This window comes from Acetobacter sp. AN02, assembly GCF_029759835.1.
GTDB lineage: Bacteria > Pseudomonadota > Alphaproteobacteria > Acetobacterales > Acetobacteraceae > Acetobacter.
On sequence record NZ_JAJJND010000160.1, the window covers coordinates 1 to 2,708 of the forward strand.

2 protein-coding genes and 1 tRNA gene are annotated in these 2,708 nt (G+C 48.6%); all 3 read left to right on the forward strand.

Going from position 1 to position 2,708, the window contains the following annotated elements; translation table 11 throughout:
- The 3 genes from LOC54_RS11995 to LOC54_RS12005 all read left to right on the forward strand — a co-directional run bounded on the left by LOC54_RS11995 (position 1) and on the right by LOC54_RS12005 (position 2,460).
- Positions 1 to 77: transfer RNA gene (locus LOC54_RS11995), tRNA-Met, on the forward strand.
- 198 nt (positions 78 to 275) lie between these two features.
- Positions 276 to 1,427, forward strand: a complete 1,152-nt coding sequence (gene glf / locus LOC54_RS12000) for a UDP-galactopyranose mutase (RefSeq protein WP_279314020.1) — start codon at positions 276 to 278, stop codon at positions 1,425 to 1,427.
- Positions 1,428 to 1,434: 7 nt separating this feature from the next.
- The gene (locus LOC54_RS12005; RefSeq protein WP_279314021.1) at positions 1,435 to 2,460 is read left to right on the forward strand and encodes a glycosyltransferase; all 1,026 of its coding nucleotides are present in this window, start codon (positions 1,435 to 1,437) and stop codon (positions 2,458 to 2,460) included.
- Positions 2,461 to 2,708: the final 248 nt, after the last annotated feature.

Consider the following 2,708-nt stretch of genomic DNA (forward strand, 5'->3'; position numbering starts at 1 on the left):
CGCGGGGTGGAGCAGCCCGGTAGCTCGTCAGGCTCATAACCTGAAGGTCACAGGTTCAAATCCTGTCCCCGCAACCAGATTCAATAAAATACCCTCAAGCGCCACAGAGCCACAGCTCGTGGCGATTTTTGCGTTCGGGAATCCGGAAGGGCGAGGAAAAAGCGCTAAGTCTGTTGATTATATATGCCCCATGTATTCGCAGCAGGTAGCAGATCGACTATAATCGTTTAACTAATTGAAATACTCTTGTTAAATTTCGGCGCCGGAGTTCTCAGATGAAAAAAATATGTGTCGTCGGTGCGGGATTTTCAGGGAGTGTTATTGCAAGGCAGCTGGCAGAGCAGGGTTTTTCCGTCGACGTTTTTGATACCCGACCGCATGTTGCCGGGAACTGTCATACTGAGCGCGACGCACAGACTGGCGTCATGGTGCATATTTACGGTCCGCATATTTTCCATACAAGTAATGAAAGAGTGTGGAACTATATCCGGAAATTTGATGAATTCGTACCTTACGTCAATCGTGTTAAGGCGCATGCTCAGCAGCATGTGTATTCCTTGCCGATCAATCTGATGACGATCAATCAGCTTTTCGGAAAACAGTTTTCTCCGTCAGAGGCACGTGAATTCGTAAAAACTCTGGGTGATCAGAGCATCGACGACCCTCAGACTTTTGAAGAGCAGGCGCTTCGTTTCGTCGGAGAAAAAATCTATCGGACATTTTTCTACGGATATACGCGTAAGCAGTGGGGTATGGAGCCTTCGGAGTTACCCGCAAGCATTCTCAAGCGCCTTCCTGTCCGCTTCAGCTATGATGATAATTACTATTCCAGTAAATATCAGGGCATTCCGAAAAATGGCTATACATATATTGTAGAGAAAATCCTTGATGCCCCTGAGATCAGCCTGCACCTGAACACTGCTTTTTCCAGAGAGATGGCTGCAGGATATGATCATGTCTTCTACAGCGGCCCGATTGATGCCTGGTTTGGCTATGAAGACGGGCGGCTGAGCTATCGGACGCTTGATTTTGAAGTGATCCGTGCGGAGGGCGACTATCAGGGAAATGCTGTAATCAATTATTGTGATGAGTCGGTGCCATGGACGCGTGTTGCCGAGCACAAGCATTTTACCCCGTGGGAAGAGCACGAAAAAACCATCGTCTATCGTGAGCACAGCCGTCTGTGTGAAGGCGGAGATACACCCTATTATCCTGTCAGGCTGGTCAGGGATAAGGCACAACTCGGACGTTATGTAGAGAAAGCAAAATCTGAGGCAAACGTGACATTTGTCGGCCGACTGGGAACGTATCGCTATCTCGACATGCATATCACGATTGCGGAGGCGCTGGAGGCGGCTGATCTGTTCCTGAAGGCTGAGAAAGAAGGCGTATCGCCATCGGCTTTCTGTATTGATCCGCTTGCCTGATTCCGGGATGCAGACTGATCTGATCTCTGTAGCAGCGGTTATCGTTACATTTAATCGTCTGGGAAAGCTGCGGCATACGCTGGAGAAAACACTCGCGCAGCCTTTTAGTCACGTTGTCGTGATTGATAATGCGTCTGATGACGGAACCGGAGCTTATCTGCAGGAACAGACAGATTCGCGGCTGCTGATTGTGACAGAAGCCGTCAATCTTGGTGGTGCCGGCGGATTTGCACGTGGGTTTGAGACAGTTGTCAGTGAAACGGCTGCACAATGGCTCGTCTGTTTTGATGATGATGCCTTCCCGGGAGATGGGGCTCTGGAGGCGTTTTCCCGGCTGAATCTGGACAAGACTGTTGGCGGAGTTGCTAGTGCCGTTTATTTTCCGGATGACACCATATGTCCGATGAACAGGCCAGGTCTGAATGTTTTCCAATCGCTTCAGACATTATGGACTGCAAGGTCAAAGACGAGCGGTCTTGTAGGGGTTGAAGACAAGGCTTATGCCGCGAGCACATCGATCGACGTTGCATTTTCGTCTTTCGTGGGGCTCTTCGTCCGTTGCGATCTCATCAGGGGCAGACTTGGCCTCCCTAGGACGGATCTGTTTATTTACAGAGATGACTCTCTCTACACTCTGAATATGACCAGTCTTGGCTACAGGCTCCTTTTCGCACCGGACCTGCATTTTATTCATGATTGCGGAACACCCTCATCCGGCCGGAGAGTTTATAAGCCTCTGTGGAAAGCCTATTATATTATCAGAAACGATATTCCGTTTTTCAGGCAGTTTTCAGGGCATTATTTCTATCTTCTCTTTCCGGTCCTGATGATGAAGTGGCTGATTTCGGCTCCTTTCTACCCTGATCCTCTGAAGTTTCTCAGACTGGCACTTCTGGCAATTTCCGATGGAATCAAAGGAAATTTTTCCACATTACATCAGGAAATTACAGATTTTTCGACAGGATCTTCACGAATATCCCGGAAGCCGGATACAGAGATCACAGAGAAAAATCTGCTTTTCAAAGGCAAATAAGAGGCTGAGTATATTGGGACAGGAATATTCTGCCTCCTCTCTCCACTATTATACGCAGCGCACTCTGCCATTCGGTCTTATGGTAGCCTCTTATTTCTTCGGTTGCCTCTAAACAGAGGTGGGGGCTATCGAACCGAAAACTCACTATCATGATGTTGTACTATCTGCACAGTGACGTGCCCCCCGGAAATGTAACCATTTAAAAGTAGAGTCCGATCGAGAAGGATACGGACGGATGAAACGCGGTC